Annotated in this window: 19 protein-coding genes; 4 read left to right on the top strand and 15 right to left on the bottom strand. The window is 71.9% G+C overall.

Annotated elements, in window-relative coordinates; all coding sequences use genetic code 11:
• The first annotated feature begins 20 nt into the window (after positions 1-20).
• Both DAI20_RS00610 and DAI20_RS00605 read left to right on the top strand, forming a co-directional pair.
• On the top strand, positions 21-509 hold the full coding sequence (locus DAI20_RS00610; protein WP_240605805.1) for a GNAT family N-acetyltransferase: 489 nt from the start codon (positions 21-23) through the stop codon (positions 507-509).
• A 105-nt stretch (positions 510-614) separates the two neighbouring features.
• Positions 615-2,012, top strand: coding sequence for an aldehyde dehydrogenase family protein (locus DAI20_RS00605; RefSeq protein WP_108248659.1), 1,398 nt, complete (start codon positions 615-617; stop codon positions 2,010-2,012).
• A gap of 588 nt (positions 2,013-2,600) precedes the next feature.
• Here the strand turns inward: DAI20_RS00605 and DAI20_RS00600 are convergent.
• The 4 genes from DAI20_RS00600 to hrpA form a co-directional block, all read right to left on the bottom strand.
• On the bottom strand, positions 2,601-4,064 hold the full coding sequence (locus tag DAI20_RS00600; protein ID WP_159084859.1) for an HNH endonuclease signature motif containing protein: 1,464 nt from the start codon (positions 4,062-4,064) through the stop codon (positions 2,601-2,603).
• Positions 4,065-4,280: 216 nt separating this feature from the next.
• Entirely contained in the window at positions 4,281-5,042 is a 762-nt protein-coding gene (locus tag DAI20_RS00595; protein ID WP_108248657.1) for an SDR family NAD(P)-dependent oxidoreductase, read from the bottom strand.
• A gap of 3 nt (positions 5,043-5,045) precedes the next feature.
• On the bottom strand, positions 5,046-6,239 hold the full coding sequence (locus DAI20_RS00590; protein ID WP_108248656.1) for a thiolase family protein: 1,194 nt from the start codon (positions 6,237-6,239) through the stop codon (positions 5,046-5,048).
• A 62-nt stretch (positions 6,240-6,301) separates the two neighbouring features.
• Complete coding sequence (hrpA, locus tag DAI20_RS00585) at positions 6,302-10,192, bottom strand: ATP-dependent RNA helicase HrpA (RefSeq protein WP_108248655.1); 3,891 nt, start codon at positions 10,190-10,192, stop codon at positions 6,302-6,304.
• Between the two features lie 68 nt (positions 10,193-10,260).
• On the opposite strand from hrpA, the gene DAI20_RS00580 reads away from it, so the two are divergent.
• Entirely contained in the window at positions 10,261-11,094 is an 834-nt protein-coding gene (locus DAI20_RS00580; RefSeq protein WP_108248654.1) for an aldo/keto reductase, read from the top strand.
• 1 nt (position 11,095) lies between these two features.
• Positions 11,096-13,102, top strand: coding sequence for a thioredoxin domain-containing protein (locus tag DAI20_RS00575; RefSeq protein ID WP_108248653.1), 2,007 nt, complete (start codon positions 11,096-11,098; stop codon positions 13,100-13,102).
• 95 nt (positions 13,103-13,197) lie between these two features.
• On the opposite strand, the gene DAI20_RS00570 is transcribed toward DAI20_RS00575, so the two are convergent.
• From DAI20_RS00570 to DAI20_RS00520, 11 genes are all read right to left on the bottom strand, one after another.
• Entirely contained in the window at positions 13,198-14,124 is a 927-nt protein-coding gene (locus tag DAI20_RS00570) for a sulfurtransferase (RefSeq protein ID WP_108248652.1), read from the bottom strand.
• Positions 14,125-14,273: 149 nt separating this feature from the next.
• Entirely contained in the window at positions 14,274-15,638 is a 1,365-nt protein-coding gene (locus tag DAI20_RS00565; protein ID WP_108248651.1) for an L-serine ammonia-lyase, read from the bottom strand.
• Positions 15,639-15,759: 121 nt separating this feature from the next.
• Positions 15,760-16,029, bottom strand: a complete 270-nt coding sequence (locus DAI20_RS00560; RefSeq protein WP_108248650.1) for a GlsB/YeaQ/YmgE family stress response membrane protein — start codon at positions 16,027-16,029, stop codon at positions 15,760-15,762.
• Between the two features lie 302 nt (positions 16,030-16,331).
• Positions 16,332-17,459, bottom strand: a complete 1,128-nt coding sequence (locus DAI20_RS00555; RefSeq protein ID WP_159084858.1) for an FUSC family protein — start codon at positions 17,457-17,459, stop codon at positions 16,332-16,334.
• Positions 17,460-17,522: 63 nt separating this feature from the next.
• Positions 17,523-18,659, bottom strand: a complete 1,137-nt coding sequence (locus tag DAI20_RS00550; RefSeq protein ID WP_240605804.1) for an FAD-dependent oxidoreductase — start codon at positions 18,657-18,659, stop codon at positions 17,523-17,525.
• A 7-nt stretch (positions 18,660-18,666) separates the two neighbouring features.
• Positions 18,667-19,380 carry a class I SAM-dependent methyltransferase gene (locus tag DAI20_RS00545; RefSeq protein WP_240605803.1) on the bottom strand — a complete coding sequence of 238 codons (714 nt, stop codon included), beginning with the start codon at positions 19,378-19,380 and terminating at the stop codon, positions 18,667-18,669.
• Complete coding sequence (locus DAI20_RS00540) at positions 19,377-20,621, bottom strand: type III polyketide synthase (RefSeq protein WP_108248647.1); 1,245 nt, start codon at positions 20,619-20,621, stop codon at positions 19,377-19,379. Before DAI20_RS00540 ends, DAI20_RS00545 begins: the two co-directional genes overlap by 4 nt.
• 59 nt (positions 20,622-20,680) lie before the next feature.
• Positions 20,681-21,184, bottom strand: coding sequence for a CoA-binding protein (locus DAI20_RS00535; protein ID WP_240605912.1), 504 nt, complete (start codon positions 21,182-21,184; stop codon positions 20,681-20,683).
• A gap of 161 nt (positions 21,185-21,345) precedes the next feature.
• Entirely contained in the window at positions 21,346-22,638 is a 1,293-nt protein-coding gene (locus DAI20_RS00530) for an O-acetylhomoserine aminocarboxypropyltransferase/cysteine synthase family protein (protein WP_108248645.1), read from the bottom strand.
• A gap of 65 nt (positions 22,639-22,703) precedes the next feature.
• Positions 22,704-23,297 carry a DUF2238 domain-containing protein gene (locus tag DAI20_RS00525; protein ID WP_108248644.1) on the bottom strand — a complete coding sequence of 198 codons (594 nt, stop codon included), beginning with the start codon at positions 23,295-23,297 and terminating at the stop codon, positions 22,704-22,706.
• A 9-nt stretch (positions 23,298-23,306) separates the two neighbouring features.
• The gene (locus tag DAI20_RS00520; protein WP_108248643.1) at positions 23,307-24,146 is read right to left on the bottom strand and encodes an endonuclease/exonuclease/phosphatase family protein; all 840 of its coding nucleotides are present in this window, start codon (positions 24,144-24,146) and stop codon (positions 23,307-23,309) included.
• Between the last annotated feature and the right edge of the window lie 146 nt (positions 24,147-24,292).

The following is a 24,292-nucleotide window of genomic DNA, read 5'->3' as shown; positions in this document are numbered from 1 at the left end:
ATCCCGCATACGCTGGAATGGTGACGAAGAGCGGTGTGCGGGCAAGGCGGGTCGACTGGGAGGACGGGCGGGCGGCGCGGCTCCGGGCGGCGATGGACCAGGAGATGGCCGAGCGGTACGCGGGCCGTCACGACGACGATCCCGACTTCCCCGCCAAGGCCGCCCGCGCGTTCGCGGTGGACCCCGCCGACGTGGTCGCGACCGTCCTGCTCGAGGACGAGGCGGGCGACGCGCTCGCGCACCTCGCGGTGCGGCGGCTGGGCGAGCGGCTCGAGGTCAAGCGGGTGTTCGTGGCGCCGGACGCCCGGGGCCGCGGACTCAGCCGGATGCTGATGGCGGAGGCGGAGGAGATCGCGCGGGAGCATCGGGCGGAGAGCCTCGTGCTGCAGACCGGCGACCGCCAGCCCGACGCGGTGTCGCTCTACCGCAGCATCGGCTACCGCACGATCGACGTGTTCCCGCCGTACGACATCATCCACAACAGCATCTGCTTCGAGAAGGCGCTGTAGCGGCCGCTACGGCCGCTGCGACCCCGGGATCCGAGGTTCGCGATCCCGTCTCCAGGTACACGCGCGGGGGCAGAATGGGCTCATCGCCGATGCGAGGAGGCCGCCATGACGGACACCCGACCGATCGAGGACGTCGCAACCGTGGTCGGCCGCCTGAGGTCCGCCCATGGCACGGGGATCACGCGCCCCCTGTCGTGGAGGCTCGCCCAGCTCGAGGCGATGGGCCGGCTGCTGGACGAGAACGGCCCGGAGCTCGAGGAGGCGCTTCGGGCGGATATGGGCCGCCCGGGCATCGAGTCGTTCATCGCCGAGATCTCCTTCGTGCGCGCCGAGCTCGCCCACACGCGGCGGCACCTCGCGCGCTGGCTGCGTCCGCAGCGGGTGCCGGTGCCCGCGGTCGCGATGCCCGCGACGGCGCGGACGGTGCTCGAGCCGCTCGGCGTCGTGCTCGTGATGGCGCCGTGGAACTACCCGCTCCTGCTCTGCCTGTCGCCGATGCTCGGCGCGCTCGCCGCGGGCAACTGCGTGGTGCTGAAGCCGAGCGAGCTCGCGCCGGCCATGTCGGCGGCCCTGGCGCGGCTGATCCCGCGATACCTGGATGAGCGGGCGGTGGCGGTCGTCGAGGGCGACTCGTCGGTCGCGGCGGAGCTGCTCGAGCAGCGCTTCGACTCCATCTTCTACACGGGCAACGGGCGGGTGGGGCGGCTCGTGCTCGAGGCGGCGGCGCGTCACCTGACGCCGGTGACGCTGGAGCTGGGCGGCAAGTCGCCGGCGTACGTCGATGACACCGTCGACCTGCGCGCGGTGGCCCGGCGGCTGGCCTGGAGCAAGTACATCAACGCGGGCCAGACCTGCGTCGCGCCGGACTACGTGCTCGCGACACCCGCGGTCGCCGACCTTCTGGTCGAGCGGCTGGCGGAGGCGGTGCGGGACCTGTACGGGCCGGACCCGGCGACGAGCGCTGACTACGGCCGCGTCATCAACAACCAGCACTTCGACCGGCTCGTCGGCATGCTCGCGGAGGAGACGCCGGCGGTGGGCGGCGAGTCCGACCGGGCGAGCCGGTACATCGCGCCGACCGTCCTGGCCGATGCCGGGCGCGACTCCGCAGCCATGCGGGAGGAGATCTTCGGGCCGATCCTGCCCGTCGTGCGCGTCGCCGGTCTCGAGGACGCGATCCAGTTCGTCGCGGCCCGCGACAAGCCGCTCGCGCTGTACGTGTACACCGAGGATCGCGCGGCGCGGCGGCAGTGGCTGCGCCGAACGAGCTCGGGCGGGATCGTGTTCGACGCGTCGATCGTGCACCTCGCGGTGCCGGGGCTCCCGTTCGGAGGCGTCGGGGCGAGTGGCACGGGCAGCTATCACGGCGAGCGGTCGGTCACCGTGTTCAGCCACCGGAAGGCGGTGCTGGTCAAGCCGCTCCGGCCGGAGACCCTCGCCCCGCTGATGCCGCCGTTCACGCCGCGTCGCGCGGCCCTGATCCGCCGCCTCCTCCGCCGCTAGTCCGCGGTGCGGTGCGGCGCGTCCCTTCGACGGGCTCAGGGACCGAGATGGTGCCGCCGACCTGCGCTGGTCGTTTCCGAGAGCTTCGCGAGCAGCGACGGTGAAGCGGGTGGTGCGGTGTCCGGGGTCAGCCCGAGTCCCGGATACGGTCGCTGAGCTTGTCGAAGCGACGTCAGGTCCAACGCGTTCCTTGGAAGGCTCAGGGACCGGGATGGTGCCATCGGTCTGCGCTGGCCGATCCCGAGAGCTTCGCGAGCAGCGACAGAATGCGGGTGGTGCGGCTGCCGGGGCGGGGAGCGATCCGCACGCGGTCACCACGGTCGCAGAGCCTGTCGAAGCGACGGGAGGTGACGTCGCGTCCCTTCGACAGGCTCAGGGACCGGGATGGTGCCGTCGGTCCGCGCTGGTCGTTTTGAAAGCTTCGCGAGCAGCGACGGTGATGCGGGTGGTGCAGTCGCCCGCTTTCGTGGCCGTCCCGTAGACTGTCATCACGGTCGCTGAGCTTGTCGAAGCGACGCAAGGCTCGTCGCGTCCCTTCGACAGGCTCAGGGACCGTGGGGGACCGGCGGCCGCGAACGAAGGGGAGCATCATCTACCGCTTGGTGGGGTCGGTTCTGGGAAGCGGTCCCGGTCGTGCACCCGGAGGCGGTGTCGGCGGGCGTTCCAGTCCTGGACCGCTCTGCTCTTCGTCGCCAAGTGCCGCGGCTCGCGGTTTGGACTGACCGACCTCGGTGGCAGCAACATGTAGCGCCCGCCCGTTCGTCGGATATCCCAGCCGTTGTTGTGCAGAAGCAGGTGGTGGTGCTTGCAGAGCAGGACTCCGTCGGCGATGTCTGTCTTGCCGTGGTCCCGTTTCCACTGGTTGATGTGGTGGGCTTCACACCAGGACGGTGGTCGGTCGCAGCCGGGCCACATGCACCCGCCGTCTCGGACCGCGAGTCCGATGCGCTGGCGTGCGGTGAAGAGGCGCTGCTCCCGTCCGACGTTGATGCACTGGCCGTCGTCGTCGAGGACCACCGCTACCGTTCCGGTTGAGCAGATCTCGCGGCGGATGGTGCCGATGCTCACGGCCTCGCCGGTGTCCTGAATCGAGCCGTGGCCTTCGCCGGAGTCGAGGGTCTCCTTCGTCACGATCACCCGGACCGCCGGGCGTCGCGACCCGAAGACCTGGCCTGGGTCGGCGTCGGCCCCGATCCGCAGCAGTTCCAGGAACCCGTCCGCCGCGAGACGGTCGGTCGGGCGCGGGTCGTTCGCGATCGCGTCGATGCGCGCCCGATCCTCCTCCTTCACGAACCTCGGCCCGCCCCTGCGCGGGCTGGTGAGCTCGTCGAGTACCGACAGGAGGAAGGCGCCGGGTTCAGGAGCGTAGAGGAACTTGCCCTCCACCATCCCGTCGGGGCGTTTCCAGGCCTTGAGGTGCTGCTGCTCGAGCTGCGCCTTCTCGCGGTCGGCGACCTCGGCGTCGTTCAGGTCGTCGCGGAGCTGGCGCGCGCGGCGGTGTAGTTGCCCCGCCGTCAGCGTGGTCGCGTCATCGAGGAGTTCTCTTGCCGCCTCGGACAGCGCCTCGGGCGGCACGGATTCCGTTGGCAACCCCAGCCCGGCCCGGATCGCGTCGGCTTGAGCTATCGAGAGCTTTCCGTCGGTGACCGCGTGCGCGACAGGCGCGTGCCAGGGAGTCGGCGGGGCCGGTAGCTCGGGGTGCTCGCGCTTCAGTGTCTCGACCGCGTCCGTCTCGGCGAGCATCTTGCCCACTTCGACGATCGAGAGGGCGCCGCCTTTGGTGGTCCCGGTGATGGCCTCGACCATCGCTTGCGGGGTGCGGTAGCCCTCCTGCTGGGCGAGGCCGGCCGAGCCGAGATCCGGCTCGGAGCGTCGGCTCAGTTCCGCGGCTATCGCGGCGGTGATGGTGTCGCAGCAGTGTCGTGCGTCCGAGATAACGTGCAGGGCGTTCAGCAGATCCTGCTTCGGGAGCGCGGCGTAAGAAGTGGGCGAGGAGCCCAGGCGCGCGACCGTATCCGCTGTGCGGAGGAGCGTCGCTGCCGGGGTTCTCATAGCACACATTCTACCACGTCGAAAGTTTCTTCGATGATGAACTTTTGAACTGTGGAAAAGTTGCTCGTCCACGACGTCGCGGGCGTGACGGCCAGCGTCCCTTCGACAGGCTCAGGGACCGTGACGGGACCGTGTCGCGGGCGAAGCGGCGATCTGCGTTCCTTCAACAGGCTCAGGGATCGCACCCCGCATCCAGCACCCTCGCACCGCACCCGCTCAGCGCGGGGGCATGCGGATCGCGCCGTCGAGGCGGATCGTCTCCCCGTTCAGCATCGGGTTCTCCACGATGTGGCGCACGAGCGCCGCGTACTCCTCGGGCCGGCCGAGGCGGGCCGGGTGCGGCACCTCGCGGGCAAGGGACGCCTGCGCGTCCGCGGGCAGTCCCGCCATCATGGGCGTCTCGAAGACGCCCGGCGCGATCGTGACGACCCGCAGTAGCGCGGACGCGAACTCGCGGGCGAGGGGGAGCGTCATGCCCGCGACGCCCGCCTTCGACGCGGCGTAGGCGGGCTGCCCAATCTGGCCGTCGAAGGCGGCGACGGATGCCGTGGTGATGATCACGCCGCGTTCCTCGCCCCGCGGCGGCACCTCCCGCATCCGGGCGGCGGCGAGCCGGATGACGTTGAACGTGCCCGTGAGGTTGACGCGCACCACGCGCTCGAAGTCGGCGAGCGGGAGGGGACCGCCGCGGCTCACCGCGCGGCCCGGCGTCGCGATGCCCGCGCAGTTCACGACGATGCGCAGGTCGCCCAGCCCAGCGGCGAGGTCGACCGCGGCGGCGACCGAGGCCTCGTCGGCGACGTCGGCGGGCGCGAACGCGGCGTTCTCGCCCAGGGATGCCGCGGCATCGGCCCCGGCGGACGACGGGAGGTCGAGCAGCACGACCCGGGCGCCGGCCGCCACGAGTTCGGCGGCGGTGGCGAAGCCGAGCCCGGAGGCCCCGCCGGTGATCAGGGCGACCGAGCCGTCGATCCGCACCGGTCAGATCCGCTCGATGATCGTGGCGTTCGCCATGCCCGCGCCCTCGCACATGAGCTGCAGCCCGTACCGCCCGCGCGAGTCCTCGAGCTCGGACACGAGCGTCGTCAGCAGCCGGGTGCCCGAGGAACCGAGCGCGTGGCCCAGGGCGATCGCGCCGCCGCGCGGGTTGATGCGCTCGGGGTCGGCGTCGAATTCGCGCTGCCAGGCGAGCGGAACGGGCGCGAAGGCCTCGTTCACCTCGACGGCGTCGAAGTCGTCGATGCCCAGGCGGCTGCGGTCGAGGATCTTGCGGGTGGCGGGCAGGATGCCGGTGAGCATCTCGATCGGGTCGGAACCGACGACGGCGAAGTCCACGAACCGGGCCCGGGGGGTGAGGCCCAGCCGCTCCGCCGCGGCCTCGCTCGCGATGAGCACGGCGGACGCCCCGTCCGTGTAGGGCGACGAGTTGCCCGCGGTGATGCGCCAGTCGATCTCGGGGAACCGCCGCCCCAGCTCCTCGTCACGGAACGCGGGGTGCAGGGCGCCCAATCTTTCGACCGTCGTCCCCGGCCGCATCGTCTCGTCGACGTCGTGCACGCGCGTCGCGCCCTCCGCATCCGTCACCTCGATGGGAAGAATCTCGCGGGCGAACGCGCCGCGGGTCGTCGCCTCGCAGGCGAGCCGGTGCGAGCGGGCCGAGAACTCGTCGAGCGCCTCCCGGTCGAGGTTCCAGCGGGCGGCGATGAGCTCCGCCGAGATGCCCTGGTGCACGAGGCCCTCGGGAAAGCGCTCACGCACCATCGGCCCCCACTGGTCGCGGCCGAGGGTCGCCGCGTTGATGGGGTTCCTGCTCATCTGCTCGACCCCGCAGGCGATGACGACGTCGTAGACGCCCGCGAGCACGCCCTGCGCCGCGAACGCCACAGCCTGCTGGCTCGATCCGCACTGCCGGTCGACGGTGGTGCCGGGCACGGACACCGGGAAGCCCGCCGCGAGCACCGCGTTCCGGGTGATGTTCACCGCCTGCTCGCCCACCTGGGAGAGGCAGCCGCCGATAACGTCGTCGAGCAGGGCCGGATCGAGTCCGACGCGCTCCACGAGCGAGCGCAGGACCGTGCCCAGCAGGTCCACCGGGTGCATCATGGCGAGCGCACCCCCGTGCTTGCCCCGTCCGGATGCGGTGCGCACCGCATCCACGATCACCGCATTCGGCATGCCGCAGCCCCCTCCTCGTCGATCGGGATGCGTCCATTCTCCCTCTTTGGAGGAGGGAGCGGTTAGCGGGCCAGGACCTTCTGGATGCGCTGCAGGGACACGGGCACAGACGTGCCGAGCTGCTGCGCGAACAGGCTGATCCGCAGCTCCTCGAGCATCCACCTGGCCTGCACGATGTGCGGCGGCGCGTGCGCGGCGAGCGGGATGGTCCCGCCCGCGTCCGCGTACCTGGCGGTCGCGGTCTGCACCTCGGTGAGCCAGGCGCGGTCCCGGGCCGGGTTGTCCGCAAGCTTCTGCATGCGCGCGGTCACGCCCGCGAGGTAGCGGGGCAGATCGCGCAGATGGGCGAGCCCCGCGCGGGAGACGAAGCCCGGGTGCACGAGCCCCGCGATCTGCTCGCGTGCGTCGGTGAGAGCGGGTAGCAGCGACATGTTGGTCGCGGCCTTCACCGCCTTCTCCGCGGTGCGTGCGGCGGCGAGGATGCGGGTCACGGTCGCGACCGTCTCGAACATGCTGTCCATCACCACGCCGGAGACGCGATCCCGCGCCGTCTCGAACTGCACGCGCTGGAAGATCTGCCCGTCGGGCTGCACCCGCTCGAGTACCGAGTCGACGACGGCGACGAGGCAGTCCTCGAACAGCGCCTGGGTGTTCTGGTAGGGGCTCTGGGTGAGGGTCAGCTTCTCGGCCGACGTCAGGTGCTGCTGCACGTAGGCGACGGGGGAGGGCACCGCGAGCAGGAGCAGCCGCCGCACCCCGGCCGGCAGCTCGCGGGCCTGGTCGGCGGGTGTGCTCATCAGCCGGATCGCGACGCTCGATCCCTCGTCGACGAGGGTCGGGTAGGCGCGGATGACGGCGTCGCCCTGCCTGGTGTCGAGGAAGCGGGGGAGCTCGTCGAAGTCCCAGGTCGTGATGCCCGCACGCTCGATCGCGTGATGCGTGCGGGAGGACGCCTCGGCCACGCTCTCCCGGGCTCGGCTCGCGAGCCTCCGCTGCAGCTCGGGCAGCTCCTTGCCCTGGGCGACGGGCCGGCCCCGCTCGTCGACGACGGAGAACGACATGCGCAGGTGGGCGGGCACCCGCTCGAGGTCGAAGTCCTCCGGGGTCACCCGGACGCCGGTCTGGCGCGTCATGAGGGCGGAGAGGGTCACGAGGAAACCCCCGGTGCCGGTGCCCTCCGCGGGGTCCGGGACCGTTGCGGGAAGCGCCGCGAGCAGCCGGTCCGACCACTCGGCGGCAGGCACGAAGTTGCGCCGGATGGCCTTCGGCAGGCTCCGCAGCAGGGCGGTGATGAGCTCTGCGCGCATCCCGGGCACCTGCCAGTCGAAGCCCTCGGGCGAGAGCCGGGCCAGCAGCGCGAGGGGAACGGTCACGGTGACGCCGTCGTCCTCCGCGCCGGGCTCGAACCGGTAGCGCAGCTTCAGCCGCTGGTCGCCCTGCCGCCACGCGGCGGGGAAGGCGTTCTCGTCCACATCGACGCCGTCGTCGTCCTCGACGAGCGCCTCCGCCGTCATGGTGAGGAGGTCGGGCTGCCCCTCGCGCGCCTTCCGCCACCACGAGGTGAACCCCCGCACGGTGTTCACGTCCTGCGGGATGCGCCGGTTGTAGAACTCGAACACGGCCTCGTCGTCGAGCAGGATGTCGCGGCGGCGGGTGCGCTCCTCGACCTCGGCGAGCTCCCTGCGCAGCCGGCGGTTCTCCCGGTCGAAGTCGAAGAGCCGGTCACGGCCGGTCTCGTTCGGCCACTCGCCCTCGACGAGGGCGTGCCGGAGGAACAGCTCCCGGGCGTAGGCGGGGTCGATGCGGGCGAACTGCGCGCGCCTGCGGGCGATGATCGGCACGCCGAACAGCGTCACCCGCTCCCACGCCACGGCGGCGCCCTGCTTCTTCTCCCAGTGCGGCTCGCTGTAGCTGCGCTTCACCAGCTCGCCGGCGATGGGCTCGGCCCAGGCGGGATCGATGGCGGCGTTCATCCGCGCGAACAGGCGCGACGTCTCGACGAGCTCGGCGCTCATCACGGCGGCGGGCTGCCGCTTCGCGAGCGCGGAGCCCGGGAAGATCAGGAACCGCGACTGACGTGCGCCGATGTAGTCCTTCTTCGCCGCGTCCTTCAGGCCGATGTGGCTCAGCAGCCCGGCGAGCAGCGACTTGTGGATGCCGTCGGGGTTCACGCTCGGCTCGCCGATCGTGAGCCCGAGCGGCTTCGCCAGCTGGCGGAGCTGGCGAAGAACGTCCTGCCACTCCCGCACGCGCAGGTAGTTGAGGTACTCGGCCTTGCAGAGCCGGCGGAACGCGCTCGAGCCGAGCTCGCGCTGCTTCTCCTCCAGGTAGTTCCAGAGGTTGAGCAGGGTGAGGAAGTCGCTCGTCGGATCCGTGAACCGGGCGTGCATCTCGTCCGCCTGCTGCCGGCGCTCGAGCGGACGCTCGCGCACGTCCTGGATGGTGAGGGCCGCGACGATGATCATCACCTCGCGGCTTGTGCCGTGCCGCTTCGACTCGACGACCATGCGGGCGAAACGGGGGTCGATGGGCAGGCGGGCGAGGTCGCGGCCGACGCGGGTGAGCGCGGGCTGGCCCTCCTTGGTGCGCACCACGGCGCCGAGCTCGGCGAGCAGGTCGATGCCGTCCTTGATGCCGCGCGGGTCCGGTGGCTGCAGGAACGGGAACGCCGCGATGTCGCCGAGGCCGAGCGACACCATCTGCAGGATGACCGCGGCGAGGTTGGTGCGCAGGATCTCGGGCTCGGTGTACTCGGGACGCCGGGTGAAGTCCTCCTCGGAGTAGAGGCGGATGGCGATGCCGGGGCTGGTGCGGCCGGATCGACCCGAGCGCTGGTTGGCCGACGCCTGCGAGATGGCCTCGATGGGCAGGCGCTGCACCTTCGCGCGCACGCTGTACCGGGAGATGCGGGCGGTGCCGGCGTCGATGACGTACTTGATGCCCGGCACCGTGAGGCTCGTCTCGGCCACGTTCGTGGCGAGCACGACGCGGCGCCGGATGCCGGCCTGCGCCGAGGGGCGGAACACGCGGTGCTGGTCCGCGGCGGAGAGGCGGCCGTAGAGCGGCAGCACCTCGGTCGCCCGGTCGAGCGCCGAGCCGGAGGAGAGCCGGCCGCGGATCGACTCCTCGGCGTCTCGGATCTCGTTCTCGCCCGAGAGGAACACGAGCACGTCGCCGGGCGCCTCGCCCGCGAGCTCGTCGAGCGCGGCGTTGATGCCCTCGAGGTAGTCACGGTCGTCGGCCTTGATGCCGTCGTCGGCTTCCGCATCAGGGTCGTCGTCGTCCAGCTGCTCGGCGACGAGCGGGCGGTACCGGATGTCGACGGGGTAGGTGCGCCCGGACACCTCGACCACGGGCGCGCCGTCGAAGTGCCGGGAGAAGCTCTCCGGGTCGATGGTCGCGGAGGTGATCACGAGCTTCAGGTCGGGACGGGTCGGCAGCAGCTGCTTGAGGTAGCCGAGCAGGAAGTCGATGTTGAGGCTGCGCTCGTGCGCCTCGTCGATGATGATCGCGTCGTACTTGGCGAGCGTGCGGTCCCGGTGGATCTCGTTCAGCAGGATGCCGTCGGTCATCAGCTTGATGCGCGTCTCGGCGGAGACGCGGTCGGTGAACCGCACCTGGTAGCCGACAAGGCGGCCGACCTCGGACCCGAGCTCCTCCGCGATGCGCTCCGAGATGGTGCGGGCGGCGATGCGCCGGGGCTGGGTGTGCCCGATGCTGCTGCAGCCGAGCTCGAGCAGGATCTTCGGCAGCTGGGTCGTCTTGCCCGAGCCCGTGGCGCCCGCGACGATGACGACCTGGTTGTCCCGGATCGCGGCCGCGATGTCGTCGCGCTTCTGGCTGACCGGCAGCTCCGCCGGGTAGGAGATGACGAGGGTGCCGGCGTCCGCGGGTGCGGCGCTCTCTGGGGCGACGCTTTCGGGGGCGACGGCTTCCGGCGGCGTGGGTGACATGGCCTTCCATCGTACGTCCTCGGGTTCGCGCGGGAGCGTGCTCGCGACCGCGCGAGTAGACCTGAGGTATGACGGACACTCGATCAATACCCGCACTTCCCCTCTCCGACGGCACCACCATCCCGCAGTTCGGATTCGGGGTCTTCAAGGTGGATCCCGACCGCGCGTACGAGATCGTGAGCGACGCGCTCGCCGTGGGGTACCGGCACATCGACACCGCCGCCATCTACGGCAACGAGGAGGGCGTCGGCCGGGCCATCGCTGAATCCGGCATCCCGCGCGAGGAGCTCTTCGTCACGACGAAGCTCTTCAACACCGACCAGGGCTACGACTCGGCCTTCCGCGCGTTCGACACCAGCATCCAGCAGCTCGGCCTCGACTACGTCGACCTCTACCTCATCCACTGGCCGTGCCCCGCGAAGGACCTCTACGTCGACAGCTGGCGCGCGCTCGAGAAGATCCGCGAGAACGGCGGGACCCGCTCCATCGGCGTCTCCAACTTCATGGTGCCGCACCTCGAGCGCCTCGCCGCTGAGACGGACACGGTGCCCGTGGTGAACCAGATCGAGCTGCACCCCTACCACCAGCAGCCCGAGGTTACCGCCTACGGGCGGGAGCACGGCATCGTGACCGAGGCGTGGAGCCCGCTCGCGGCCGGGGCGATCCCCGAGGACGCACCCATCGTCGACGCGGCCGCGGCGCACGGCAAGTCGAACGCGCAGGTGATCCTGCGCTGGCACATCCAGACCGGCAACGTCGTGTTCCCCAAGTCCAACCGGCGCGAGCGCATGATCGAGAACCTCGACATCTTCGATTTCGAGCTGAGCGACGACGAGGTGACGGCGATCAGCGCCCTCGAGCGCGAGGGCCGCGTGGGCGGGAACCCCTTCGAGGTGAACTGACATGACCAACCGCCTCGGCGACGCCGTGAGCCCCTACCTGCGCAGCCACGCCGACAACCCCGTCGACTGGTGGCCGTGGGGGCCGGACGCGTTCGCCGAGGCGGAGCGGCGCGACGTGCCCGTGCTCGTGTCCATCGGCTACGCCACCTGCCACTGGTGCCACGTGATGGCGCGGGAGAGCTTCGCCGACCCGGAGCTCGCCGCCGTGCTGAACGAGGGGTTCGTGTCCATCAAGGTGGACCGCGAGGAGCATCCCGACGTGGACGCGAGCTACATCGCGGCGGCCGGCGCCTTCACGAGGAACCTCGGCTGGCCGCTCAACGTGTTCGTGACGCCGCGGGGACGGGTGTTCCACGCCGGCACGTACTCGCCACCCCGGCCGATCGTGGGGCATCCGTCGTTCCGGCAGATCCTCGACGCGGTCACGGAGGCATGGCAGGAGCGCCGGCTCGACGTCGAGGAGAACGCCGACCGGCTCGCCCAGGCGCTCGCCGCGGCGGCGGAGCGGTTGGCTGCGGCGTGGGACGAGCTTCCGGATGCGGGCGCGTTCGACCGCATCGCCGCAGAGCTGCTCGGGCACGAGGACCGCGAGTTCGGCGGCTTCGGCAGCGCGCCCAAGTTCCCCATGGTGCCCGTGCTTCTGCTCCTGCAGACGCTGGGCGCGGGCGGGTTGCTGTCCCCGGAGCGCTCCGCCCAGCTGCGCGCCCTCGTGTCGCGCACGCTGCGGACGATGGCCGCGTCCGACCTGCGCGATGGCGTCGAGGGCGGCTTCTTCCGCTACTCCACCAAGCGTGACTGGTCCGACCCGCACTACGAGCGCATGCTGTACGACAACGCGCTGCTGCTCGACGCCTACACCCGCCTCGCCCAGAGCGGCGTCGGCGGGGAAGAGGACGGCGAGGAGGCGGCCGAGGCCGCCGGTATCGCGGCGGGCATCGCCTCCTTCCTGACCACGGTGCTGCAGCGACCCGAGGGCGGCTTCGGCTCCGCGCAGGACTCGGAGAGCTACGTCGACGGCGCGCGCGTCGAGGGCGTCTACTACTCCCTGGACGCGGAGGCCAGGCGCTCGCAGCCGCCCCCCGCGGTCGACGGCAAGGTACTCACCGGCTGGAACGGCCTCGCCATCGCCGCCCTGTCCCGGGCCGGGGTCGCGCTCGACCGGCCGGACTGGGTCGACGCGGCCGCCCGGGCGGCCGACTTCCTGCTCGACGCCCACCTCGGCGAGGACGGCTCCCTCCTGCGCGCCTCCCTCGACGGCCGACCCTCGCCCGCGACCGCGACGCTCGAGGACCACGGCATGTTCGCGGGAGGCCTGCTCGAGCTGGCGCTGGCCCGGGGGGACGCCCGCTACGCGTCGATCGCGCGCGGGCTCATCGACGCCCTCATCGTCCCCGGCCGCGGGTTCGCGGTGCCGGGCGGCGCGGATCCCACACTCAGCGCGTTCGGGCTCGCGCTCACGGTCGATCTGAGCGAGGGCGCGTACCCGTCCGGCCTCAGCGCGGCCGCCTCCGCGGCGCACCGGCTGTTCCTGCTCACCGCCGACGCCCGCTACCTGGAGGCGGCGCGGTCCGCGCTCGGCACGGTCGCCCCGTCCGCCGTGCAGGCATCCGTGTCGTTCGGCGCCACGCTGGAGGCGATGGTGCACGTCTCGACGGAGCCCACCCAGCTCGTGGTCGTCACGGGCGAGGGGGGTCGGGACGCCGATGGCGGGGAGCCAGTCGTGTCGAGCGCGTCAGGACAGGACTCGGCGGCGCCGGCGGACTCGGGGTCCGCGGGCATCCTCCGCCTGGCCCGCTCGGCCTTCGGCTCCGGCCTCGGACCGGGCTCGATCTGCGCGATCGCGAGCCCCGCGGCGGCGGAGGCGTTCGCGTCGGCCGGCTTCGAGCTGTTCGAGGGCCGGCGCCCGGTGCGCGGCGAGACCACGGCGTACTACTGCACGGACTTCGTCTGCCGGCTCCCCGTCACCGACCCGGCCGCGCTCGGTGCGCTCCTCCACCCCACCCCCTGACCCGCCCTGTCCCCCCCGTCCCACCCCCGGTCCCACTCCCGTGAGGTGCCCGAATCGGTCCCCATTCGGCCCGAAACGGGACCGAAGCGGGCACCTCAGCGGTGCTTCGCGCGGGCGCGGCGGGCCGCAGCGGGCTTGCTGGGCGGGGCCGGCGGGTCGCCCAGCACGAGCGGCGCATCCGGGTCCGCCGCCCACTCGTTGAGAGAGCCGTCGTAGATCGCGACGTTCCGGTACCCCAGCAGCGTGAGGGCCAGGGCGTCGGATGCGGCCGCGATCCCGGCGCCGCAGTACGCCACGACACGGGGCGCCCCCAGCACCGGCGCGAGGATTGAGCGGAGACTTGCACCGTCGAGCAGCTTTGACGACGCATCACGCAGCTGCGCGGCCGGCACGCTGACGCTGCCCGGCAGCACGCCGGGCCGGGGCCGGGTGGTCGCCGCCTCGCCCGTGAACTCGCCGGCCGGGACCGCACACAGCAGCGCCGCATCCTCGTCGCCGCGCAGCACGGCCTCGACGAATGCCCGGTCCACCCACAGCTCCTCGCGGGGCTCGGCGACGAATGTCGCGGGGGACGGTTCGTTGTGGCCGGTCTCGACCTCGCGCTCCTCGCCCCGCCACTTCGCGAGCCCGCCGTCGACCACCGCGACGTCGTCGTGACCGAACGCGCGGAACAGCCACCAGAGGCGCGGCGCCCAGTTGCCGCCCTCGACGTCGTAGATCAGCACGGTCGTGTCGCGGCCGATGCCGAGCGCCCCGGCCGCTGCCTCGAACCGTGCCGCGGTCGGCCGGGTGAACGGGTGCGGAGCACCCGGCTCGCTGAACTCCTCGATCAGGTCGGCGAAGTACGCGCCGGGCACGTGCCCGTCGAAGAGGTAGGAGTCGTAGCCGCTCAGCCAGGCCCGGCCGCCCGCCGGGGTTTCGTAGGAAAGCACGCTCGCGTCGAGCACGACCATGCGCTCGGCTCCCAGGTGGTCGGCAAGCCACTGCGTGGAGACGACGGGGGAGGAGAGGCGTGCGCTCATGCGGCCACGCTAGGCGCGATCCCTCTCGACCGCACCCGGTGGAGTCACGTGCGGTAATCCGTGAGGTGCCCACTTCGGACCCTGTTTCGGCGAAAGAGGGACCGAAGTGGGCACCTCACGGGGTGAGCAGGAAGCGAGGGAGGGGGCGGTCAGCACTCGATGACGTTGACCGCGAGGCCGCCCGTCGAGGTCTCCTTGTACTTCGTGGACATGTCGAGCCCGGTCTGGCGCATCGTCTCGATCACCGTGTCGAGCGAGACCAGGTGCACGCCGTCGCCGTTCAGCGCCATGCGCGCGGCGTTCACCGCCGTGGAGGACGCGATCGCGTTGCGCTCGATGCAGGGGATCTGCACGAGGCCGCCGACCGGGTCGCAGGTGAGCCCGAGGTGGTGCTCCATGGCGATCTCGGCCGCGTTCTCGACCTGGGCGGGCGTGCCGCCGAGCACCGCGCAGAGGGCGCCCGCCGCCATGGCGCAGGCGGACCCCACCTCGCCCTGGCAGCCGGCCTCGGCGCCGGAGATCGAGGCGTTGGCCTTGAACAGCGAGCCGATGACGGTCGCCGTCAGCAGGTACTCGCGGATGCCGTCCGGCGACGCACCCGGCACGAACCGCAGGTAGTAGGAGGCGACGGCCGGAAGGATGCCCGCCGCGCCATTGGTCGGCGCAGTGACGACCCGGCCGCCCGACGCGTTCTCCTCGTTCACGGCGAGGGCGAAGGCCTGCAGCCACTCGTGGGTCGTGTCGCGCTCGCGGGCCGCGTCGACGGCCTCGAGCCGCTCGCGCATCCGCTCGGCGCGGCGGCGCACGCCGAGCCCGCCCGGCAGCGATCCCGTCGCGTACAGCCCGGCCGACACACACGCGGCCATGGCGGACCAGATGGCGTCGAGCCCGGCGAGGGTCTTGGTCCTGTCGCGAATCGCGTCCTCGTTCTCGAGGGCGACCTGCGCGAACGTCGTGTCCCGCCGGGCGCACAGCTCGACGAGCTCGGCCGCCGTGTCGAACGCGTGCGGCAGGCCCTGGGGCAGCGGGCGGTGATCGTCCTCGCCGTCGCGCAGGATGAAGCCGCCGCCGACGGAGTAGTAGGTGCACTCGAGCACGACGGCGCCGTCGGCATCGAACGCGGTGAGGGTGAGGGCGTTCGGGTGCCCGGGGAGCCGCACGAACGGCTCGAAGGTGAGGTCGCCCCCGGAGACGCGAACCGGCAGCACGCCGGCGAGCAGCAGCTCGCGCTCGCCGCGCCCCGGCCACAGGCCGCGGACCGCCGCGGGGTCGCAGGTCTCCGGCGACATCCCGGCCAGGCCCGCGAGCACGGCGTCCGGCGTGCCGTGGCCGAGGCCGGTCGCCCCGAGGGAGCCGAACAGGCGGCAGGTGACGCGCCGGATCGTCGCGCCCTGAGGGGTAGCGACGCACTCCGCGGCGAAGTCGCGTGCGGCCCGCATCGGGCCGACGGTGTGCGAACTCGATGGCCCGATGCCGACGGAGAAGAGGTCGAGGGCCGAGACGTACGCAGTCACGCTCCGAGCATACGTCGCGGTCGCGACGCGCTCACCCCGACCAGTGGGGTGAACGGGCCCCGGAAACCACGAAGACCCCGGAAGCCTTGCGGCTCCCGGGGTCTCGTCGTTCCGAGCGGTGTTACGCGCGCGAGCGACCGCGGTTGGTGACCGCGCCGTAAATCAGGAGCACGATGATCGAGCCGAGGATGGCAAGAACCCACGTCCAGATGTCGAAGAAATCGCCCAGCGGGCGGTTGAGGATGAGGCCGCCGAGGAACCCGCCGAGAAGCGCTCCCACCACGCCGAGAACGAGGGTGATGAGCCAGCCACCACCCTGCCTACCCGGGAGGATCAGCTTCGCGATGGCGCCGGCGATCAGACCCAGAATCAGAAAACCGATGATGCCCATGACTTACTCCTAAACGTTGTTCATGACCCCCGAACGCGGGGGTTACTGATGTCAACACTGGCACGAAGAAGTTCAGCAGCAAAGTGGAAGATTCCTCTCAGGCGAGAAAAGAATAACAATCGTTATTTATGAATCCCGCCGTGACCGGGCGTATTGGCTCCAGGTGCGGGTTCCGAAAATTAATGTGCCAATGACCAGCCACGGCACCAAAACGGTTATGTGCAGGAGCATCGCGAGGAGGCTGAGTACGCTCCCGCAGACCACGACGATGGCGAAGGGCACGAGCAGGGAGGGACGTCGATTCATGCGACGCGCCCCCGTTCCGGGGGCCCATCGGTGGACTGCAGGCGGGGCTGGATCGACAGCACGATCCGGCGCAGGTCGAGGGCCACGGATGCGGCGGTGCCGTCCGGGTCGCGGTTGGCCACCCGCTCGTCGCTCAGCCGGGCGAACAGGGCATCGAGAGCGTGGCGGGCGTCCCGCAGCCGGTCGTCCTGATCCTCGCCCGTCTTCCACGCCCGCACGAGGTCGGCGGAGGCGTGCAGCGCGACGCTCAGCGGCTCGAGGGCATCGTCCGGGAGGCTCACGTCGAAGGGGGACTTCCACACCACGCTCGCCAGTGTGTCGCTGATGTTGCGCACATGGAAGCCGACCCGCTCCATGATCTCGAGATCGCGCTCGTCCTGGTCGGCGTCCCGGCGGTGCAGCCGGGCGCGCGGGTTGGCCCGCCGGCTGTCCGCGGCCTCCTGCAGGGCGGCACGCACGTCGGCGGCGGTGTCGGCGAGCCCCTCCGTGGACGCCGCCCAGTCCTCGTGCGCTGGCGGCCAGTCTTCGGTGAGGGCCGTCCCCATGTCGTCGAGGTACGTCGCGATCGACGCCCGGAAGCCGGACATCTTCGCGACGGCGGCGTCGATGCGCAGCGGCGGGAGCACGAGCAGGTTGACGAGGAGCCCGACCACCGCGCCCATGCCCGTCTGCAGGAGATAGGAGAGCGAGAACGGCTCGGGGTCGGTGCCGCCGATCACCAGCACGAAGAGGGCGGCGACCGCGACGTAGTCCCGGCCCGCGCCGAGCCGGCGGATGCCGCCGAGCGAGACACCGACCGCGACCACGATGGCGATCTCGACGACCGCCGGCGCGTCGAACGGAAGCAGCGCAAGGGCGATCAGGATGCCGAGCCCGAGTCCGAGCAGGGTCTGCAGGCCGTAGCGGAGCGTGCCGATGACCGTCGCGCTCATGCTGATCACCGCGCCGAAGGCGGCGTAGTAGGAGTAGTCGCGCAGAGGCTCGGGGAGCAGACCGCCGAGCCACCACGCGATGGCGGCGGCGAAGGCGGTCTTCGCCGCGAAGACGAGCCGCGACGGGGGGAACGCGGAACGGAGCCGCGACGGCACGGCGCGGGGGTCGAACGCCAGGGAGGGGAGTCGCATCCGCCCCATCCTGTCGCCTCCGGCCGGGAAGAACATCCGCGACCGCACCGATTCAGCGAGCGGTCAGGACCAGCGCATCGCGAACGCGGACGCCACGGCGCCGCGCACCGGTGTGCGGACGAGCGCCCGGATGGTGGCGTTGCGGAGGGCGAGGGTGGCGCCGCGGCTGGGTCGGCCGAGGGCCATGTTCGCCTCGGACAGCAGTGCGGCGCGGCGGGCGGCTCGCAGCCGGTCGCGCTCGTACCGGGCGAATGCGGCCGCATCGATGCCGGCGCCGGGTCGCGACGCGGTGCCGTCGCGCAGCGCGGCGAGCACGAGCGGCGCGAGCGCGGCCGCATCCAGCCAGCCGAGGTTCATGCCCTGGCCGCCGATGGGGCTCACCTCGTGGGCGGCGTCGCCCGCGAGCAGCAGCCGGCCCCGGCCGAGGCGTTCCGCGATGCCGCGCTGCACCGAGAACGCGCTGAGCATGGTGTTGCGTGAGGCTTCCAGCCGCTCACCGGTCCGATCCTCCACGAGTCGGGCGAGCCGGTCCGCCGACGGGTCCGACTCGAGCTCCGACGTGCGGGCGACCCACCGGCGCACGCCGCCGGGCAGCGGGAAGGACTCGACGACGCCGCCGGGCTCGAGGTAGAGCACGGCGAGGTCGCCGTCCGCCGTGTCGTCCGGGAAGTCGCCCATCAGGTAGGTGTCGGGGTGCGTGCGCCGGCGCACCGCGATCCCGGCGGCGTCGCGCAGGGTACTCCGGCCGCCGTCGGCGGCCACCACGAACCGGGCCGACAACTCGCCGCCGTCCTCGGTCTGCACGCTCATGCCGTCCTCCCCGGCGGTCGCCGAGCGCACGCCGACGCCGCGGCGGAGGGCGCCGGGGGAGAGCTGCTCGAGCCGCGCCTCGAGCAGCTCCTCCGTGCGGTTCTGCGGCAGCGTGATGACGAACGGATGGCTCGGGGAGACCCGGGTGAGCGGGAGGGTGCCGAGGTCGCGCCCGCCGCAGCGGCCGACGCCGGCGGTGATGCGCCGGCCCTCCGCGACGACGGCGTCGCGCACGCCCACGCCGGCCAGGGCGTCGAGCGAGGGCGGGTGGATGCCGATCGCGCGGCTGTGGGCCGACCGCTCCGCGCGCCTCTCGAACACGCGCACGTCCGCGCCGCCCTGGGCGAGCTGGGCCGCGAGCATCAGGCCGACCGGGCCCGCCCCCACCACGACCACATCATGCACGTGGCACGCCCGGGGCGCGGTGGACGAGCAGGTTCCGGAAGGGGAACCGGTTCTCGACGGTCCAGCCCGCCGGTGCCACCGCCCGCAGTTCGGGGCCGGTGAAGCTGCGCCGGATGGAGGTGAGGCCGTCGGCGCGGATGAAGGAGTCGCGGAAGAACGGCCACGTGCCCATCGAGAACGCGGCGTAGGCGAGCGGACTGCGCTCGATGTCGCTGTGCACGGCGAGCCTCGCGGACAGCCGCTCCGAATCCGCGAGCAGCGCGGCGAGCTCGGCCGGCGACAGGTGGTGCAGCACGTGGTTGGAGGTGACGAGATCGAACCGGGCGCCCTCGGTTACGAGGTCCCCGCTCAGCGCCGCCCGGAAGGTGAGGCCGGGCACCGGCGGCTGAACGGAGGCGTACGCCTGCGCGCGGGGATCGGGGTCGATCGCGGTGATCCGCAGCCGGAAGCCGTCACGCGCCGCCCAGGCGGCGAGCAGGCGCGGCACGTCGCCGCCCCCGGAGCCGATGTCGAGCAGGGTGTTCTCGCGTCCCCGCACGAAGGCGGGGCGGAGCAGATGCCGGTAGGTCGACCGCCAGCCCGCCACGACCCGGTTTACCACCCGGAAGTGGTGGTAGGTGCGCTCGAGGGCGCGCGGGTCGCAGCCGGGGTCGTCCATGATCTCGCGGGCGTCGGTCGCCCGCGAGGAGAGGACGAACCGGCTCACAGCGCGGCGGGAACGAGCGCCTCCGCGGCCGACTCGGCCCCGTCGGCGGTGTCGGGGACCCGGGTGTCCGCGCTCGACCCGGCGGCGGGGTCCGCGGCGGCGGCAGGGACGCTGGCGGGGACCCGGGTGAGCAGGCCGGCCTCGACCGTGAGCCCCGGTCCGAACGCCATGGCGCAGACGCGCTCGCCGCCGCCCTCGACGGGTCCCTCGAGGATCTGCTTGAGGACGAACAGGATGGTCGCGCTCGACATGTTGCCGTAGTCGCGCAGTGTGTCGCGCGAGGGGGCGAGCTGCTTCTCGCTGAGCCCCAGCTTGCCCTCGACCTTGTCGAGGATGCTGCGGCCGCCGGGGTGGATCGCCCAGTGCTCGATGTCGCGGTAGGGCGCCTCGGCGAGGTGCGGCTCGTGCGCGAGCAGCGGCGAGAGGGCGCCTTCGATGTGCTCGTCGATGATCTTCGGCACGTAGCTGCTCAGCACCATCTCGAAGCCCTCGTCGCCGATCTTCCACGCCATGTCGGCCTCGCCGACCGGGGTGAGCTCGGTGGTCAGGTGGTCGATGCGCAGCGTCGCCGCGTCGGGCGGAGGAGTGCGGCCCGTCACGACCGCGGCCGACGCGCCGTCGGCGAAGACCGAGGCGGCCACGATCTGGTCCGGGTCGTTGGAGCTGCGCACGTGCAGGGAGCACAGCTCCGCGCTGATCACGAGCACGACCGCGTCCGGGTCCGCCTCGCAGAACGCCTTCGCCGCGCGCAGGGCGGGGAAGGCGGCGTAGCAGCCCATGAAGCCGATGTGGAAGCGCTGCGTCGTCGTCGCAAGGCCGAGCTCGCGCACGACCTGGTAGTCCGGCCCCGGAGCGTAGAACCCCGTGCAGGACACGGTGATGACGTGCGTCACGTCCTCCGGCCGGAGCTCGGGGCACGCCTCGAGCGCCTTCCGGCCGGCCTCGAGGAACAGCGGTGCCGCCTGAGCGATGTAGAGCTCGTTGCGCACCCGGGTGCCCGGTGAGAGCATGCGGCCGGACGCGGAGTCGTAGAAGACGGAGTCACCGGGCCGGTCCTCGAAGTCGAGCTCCTCGATCACCGTGTGCCTGCGCTCGATGCCGGAAGCGTCGAACGCGGCGCCGATCAGGCGCTTGGCCAGCCGGCCGAGGTCGGGCTGCTGTGCGAACACGTCCCGCACGACGGGCTGGGAGAACGTGGTCCTCGGGACGGCTGTGGCGATCGACCTCATTGTGACGGGCATCCTTCATTCTAGGAACGAAGGCCTGATCGAGAACCCCGAGCGAGGAAATTCCGACCGTGCTAGCGTGCGCCCGCCTTGCGCGACGAGATGACGCCCGTGTCGAAGCCGAGCAGGTGCAGTCCGCCGTGGAAGCGGGCGTGCTCCACCTTGATGCAGCGGTCCATGACGGTGGTCAGGCCCTTGCTCTCCGCGTACTCCGCCGCCTCCTGGTTCCAGATGCCGAGCTGCACCCAGATGGTCTTCGCGCCGGAGGCGAGCACGTCGTCCACGACGCTCGGGATGTCGCCCGCCTTGCGGAAGACGTCGACGATGTCCGGCACCTCGGGCAGCGAGGCGAGATCCGGGTACGCCTTCTGGCCGAGGATCGTGTCGGCGTTGGGGTTCACGAAGTAGACCCGGTAGTCGCTCGACTGCAGAAGGTAGGTGCCGACGAAGTAGCTCGACCGCGTGGTGTTCGGCGAGGCGCCGACGATGGCGACGGACTTCGCGCGGCGCAGGATCGCCTGCCGCTCCCTGGCGCTTGGTCCCACCCAGGTGCGCTGCGACTTCAGCAGCTTCGCCAGGGGGCTCGAGCGCGGGATCTCGCAGGTGAGGCCGTTGGAGAGCACCGCCGTCGTGGTGCCCGGCGTCTCGTCGACGGGCGCGGTGGGGCCGGAGTCGGGCGTCGCGGCGGGATGCGCGCTGGTCTGGGCGGCGGGCAGCCCGCCGGTGTCGAAGCTCATGCTCAGGCCTCCTTCGTGGCGGCGTCCAGCGCCTGGTCGAGATCGTAGATGATGTCCTCCACGTCCTCGATGCCGACGCTGAGCCGCACGATGCCGGGCAGCACGCCCGCGTCGAGCAGCTGCGCCTCGGTGAGCTGGGCGTGCGTCGTGGAGGCGGGGTGGATGACGAGGGTCTTCGCGTCGCCGATGTTCGCAAGGTGGCTGGCGAGCTCGACGGACTCGATGAAGCGCTGACCGACCGCGCGGCCGCCCTTCACCTCGAAGCTGAAGACGGAGCCGGGCCCCTTCGGTAGGTACTTCTGCGCCCGCTCGTGGTGCGGGTGGGCGGGGAGGCCCGCCCAGTTCACGGAGGCGATGCGCGGGTCGGCGTCCAGCCACTCCGCCACGACGCGCGCGTTGTCGACGTGGGCCTGCAGGCGGTAGGGCAGCGTCTCGACGCCCTGCGCGAGCAGGAAGGCGGAGTGCGGGGCGAGCACGGGGCCGATGTCGCGCAGCTGCTCCGCGCGGAGGCGGGTGAGGAACGCGTACTCGCCGAAGTTGCCCGACCAGTTGAGGCCGCCGTAGCTGGCGACCGGCTGGTCGAACAGCGGGAAGCGGGGGCTGTCCCAGTCGAACAGGCCGGACTCCACGACCACGCCGCCGAGCGTCGAGCCGTGGCCGCCGAGGAACTTCGTGGCGGAGTGAATCACGATGTCCGCGCCCCACTCGATCGGCCGGTTGAGGTAGGGGGTCGCGATGGTCGAGTCGATGATGAGCGGAATGCCCGCGGCGTGGGCCACGGCGGCGAGGCCCTCGATGTCGGCGATCTCGCCGGACGGGTTCGCCACGGTCTCGGCGAACAGCACCTTGGTGCGGTCGGTGATCGCGGCGGCGTAGTCCTCGGCGTGCGAGGACTGCACGAAGGTGGTCTCGACCCCGAACCGGCGCAGGGTCACGTCGAGCTGGGTGATGGAGCCGCCGTAGAGGTTGGCGGAGGCCACGATGTGGTCGCCCGCGCCGACGAGGGAGGCGAACGTGATGTACTGCGCGCTCAGCCCGCTGGCCGTGGCGACCGCGCCGAGCCCGCCCTCGAGGCTCGCGATGCGCTCCTCGAAGGACGCGACGGTGGGGTTCGACAGCCGGGAGTAGACGTTGCCGTACTTCTGCAGGGCGAAGCGGGCGGCCGCGTCCGCCGTGTCGTCGAAGACGAACGCGCTGGACTGGTAGATGGGCAGGGCCCGGGCGCCGGTCGTCGCGTCCGGGATGTTCCCGGCGTGGATGGACCGTGTCTTAAAGCCGTACTCGCGATCTGCCATGCGCGTCACGCTACCCGAGCATCCGGAGCGGACCGCGGCGGCACCGTAACACGGCGCCATGCTCGCTACCTATAGGAGGGGGCGGCCTCCCGCGAGCCCTGCCACCGGCTGTCGGCGGTGACCCACGGCATCGAGAGGCCCGCGATCAGCGCGCCCAGGCCACCGACCACGAGGTCGCCGATGGTGTCCTCGTAGGCGACGAAGATCGTGGGGTCGAGGAAGCGGTTCCCCGCCCACTCGCCGACCTCCCACAGCACTCCGGCCATGAAGCCGATGGCGACGGTGACGAGGACGAGCGCCCGCGCCGGGAGCTCGGGGAGCACGTCGACCCGCTGGAACAGCACGACGGCGAGCGCGGCGATCAGCCCGTTCAGCAGCAGGTGCACCGGGATGTCGATCGCCGGCGCCAGCACGTACAGGTCGAGTGCATTCGCCCACGCGGCGACGAGCAGGACGATCGAGGTGGTGATGTCGAGCGCGGGCCGGACGCCGAGGAACCGCGTCATCACGAGCCCGATGGAGACCAGTCCGAACACGCCGAACAGCAGGGGATCGAAGGTCATGCCGGCGATGACGCCGCTGATGAACCCGAGCAGGCGGATGGCGTCCGCCACGACCTCACCGGTGTCGCGCGGAACCCGGAGGAACGTCTCGACCATGGCGGAAGGTTATCCACCAACCCTGACCGGAAGGCGCAGGATCGCCTGCACTGCCTCGTGGTCCGAGGGGGCGACCCCGCCGGGGCGTGCGGCGTTGATCCCCGCGACGTCGATCTCGACCTCCGGTGTCGCCAGCAACCAGTCGATACGGTCGCCCTGCCGCGGAGGCCGGAAGCCGGAGTAGGTGCGCCAGGCGGGAGACGCCCGGGTCCCGGCCGCATCCCAGGTGTCGACGAGCGCCTCGGTCAGGATCCGGTGGGCGGGGGAGCCGACACCGGCGTTCGCGTCGCCCATCAGGAGGGTGGGCCGCGGCGCGCCGAGCGGGGGCCACGTGCCGCGGGCGACGTCACGCAGCAGCTCCGCCGAGCGGCGGCGCGAGCGCCCGGACAGGGGATCGAGGTGCGTGTTGACGACACGGAAGCCCGCGCCGGTGGCGGCGTCGGTGAAGTCCGCGACGACGAAGACCCGCGGCCAGGGGTTCCCCCAGGACCGGGACCCTGCGACCGTCGGGGTGTCGCTCAGCGCGTACTGCCGCCACCGCTCCAGCGTCAGCCGGTCGGGGTCGTAGAACAGGGCGCAGTGCTCGCCGCCGCCGCCCGCGTCCCGGCCGCGCCCCACCCACCGGGCGCCGAGGCTCGCCGCGATCCACTCGACCTGCTCGGGCAGCGCCTCCTGCACCCCGAGCACCGTCGGTCGCTCGGTCTGCAGCACGGCGCGGATCGCGTCGCGGCGCCGGTCCCAGCGGTCCGGGCTCGAGCGCCGGGCGAGCGGCAACCGCCGTCGCACGTTCCACGTCATCACCGAGAGGGCGGGAGGGGTGGCGGGGCCGAGCAGCGCAGGGTCCGTCATGCCGCCGAGGCTACCGGCCGCCCCCAGTTCAGAGGTTGCCGCCGCCCCCTGCCCCCGGGATTCCGCGGGGGGCGCGGAATCGCCCCCGTAGTGGGGCGTAGGAGGGGTTTTCACCCCGGCCGTAGCGTGTGGCTCGTCGCGGACGC

It is taken from the genome of Planctomonas deserti (assembly GCF_003067705.1).
In the GTDB taxonomy this organism is placed as follows: Bacteria; Actinomycetota; Actinomycetes; order Actinomycetales; family Microbacteriaceae; genus Planctomonas; species Planctomonas deserti.
Note: the sequence above shows the minus strand (reverse complement) of the source record. Positions and strands in the feature narration are given on the sequence as shown.